Source organism: Streptomyces diversicolor, assembly GCF_057537855.1.
In genome coordinates this window covers 1-1,243 of the sequence record NZ_BAAJXA010000131.1, presented here as the reverse complement: position 1 = coordinate 1,243, position 1,243 = coordinate 1, and the positions used below count along the sequence as shown (strand labels likewise).

Annotated in this window: 1 protein-coding gene; it reads right to left on the bottom strand. The window is 68.6% G+C overall.

From position 1 onward, the window contains the following. Window positions 1-34: 34 nt before the first annotated feature. Window positions 35-1,156, bottom strand: coding sequence for an IS630 family transposase (locus AC27LF_RS45475; protein WP_479662455.1), 1,122 nt, complete (start codon window positions 1,154-1,156; stop codon window positions 35-37). Window positions 1,157-1,243 lie beyond the last annotated feature (87 nt).

Sequence of the window (1,243 nt, the reverse complement as noted above, 5' to 3'; positions counted from 1 at the left end):
CTAGTGCTCTGACCGCGCAGGTTCGCCGGGTCGTTCAGGCTGCGGTGGCGAGGGGTCGTCCGCCCCAGCGGATGCCCTTCTCGCTGCGGATGCGGGCGCGTTCCTTGCGTTCGGCGGCCAGGACGTCGCGATGGCGGGCGTTGGCGTTGCGCCAGCGCAGGTAGGCGTGCAGGGCCCGGGTCTGAACCGTGTGGTTGGGGTAGTTCGAATGGGCGATGGTGAACTGCCGCAGCGGCCCGAAGTGGGCCTCGATCGGGTTCGCCCACGAGGCGTAGGTCGGTGTGAAGCACAGCTCGACCTTGTTCTTCTTCGCCCAGTGGCGGATGTCGGCGCCTTTGTGGGCGGACAGGTTGTCCAGGATCACGTAGATCGGTGCGCCGTCGGGCCGGGCGGCGCGGATCGACTTCAGCGCGGCCAGGGTGTTCCCGGAGCCCTTCTTTCGGCGGTTGATGCCCCACAGGGTGTCGTCGCCGACCGAGTAGCAGCCGTGGAAGTACCGGACTCCATGGGTGCGGTGGTAGGTGGCAGGCAGCCGGTCGGGGTGCTTCTGTTCGGCCCAGCCCGAGCCGGCGGTGGGCCGGATTCCGAGCGGGCCGAACTCGTCGAACGCAAAGACCCGGTCCGGGAAGCGGTCCAGGACCTCCTCGATGCGGTCGAGCTTGGTGTCACGGTCGGGGTCAGGGGATTCCTTCCAGGTCTTGGTGCGCTGGAAGGTGACGCCACGGCGGGCGAGCAGGCCGCGTAACGCCTCGCGGCCGATGTGGATGATCCGACCGTGGACTTTCCGCAGGTAGGCGACGAGTTTGCGCAGCGACCAGCGGGTGAAGGGCTGGCCGAGCTTGGTGGGGCGAGTGGTGGCCGTCTGGACGACGAAGTCCTCGTCGTCACGACTGAGCAGGCGGGGACGGCCTCCCGCCCACTGAGGGTCCAGGCAGGCCAGGCCGATCTCGTTGAACCGATGGATCACATCGCGCACGGTGTCCTCGTCGGCCTGCACCAGCTGGGCGATCACCGGCACGCGGTTCCCGCCGGCCGAGGCCAGCAGCATCATCGCGCGCCGGTAGCGCACCGAGCTGGTGCTGCCGCGGCGCACGATCTGCTGCAGCTTCTGTCCCTCCTGGTCGGTCAGTCTGCGCACACGGACAGGCTCGGCCACCACGCCTCCAGCGGTCGGATCGGACGTCACCGCACATCCAACCTCCACGACCGCCAACCCGGCGAACCTATGCGGTCAGAGCACTAG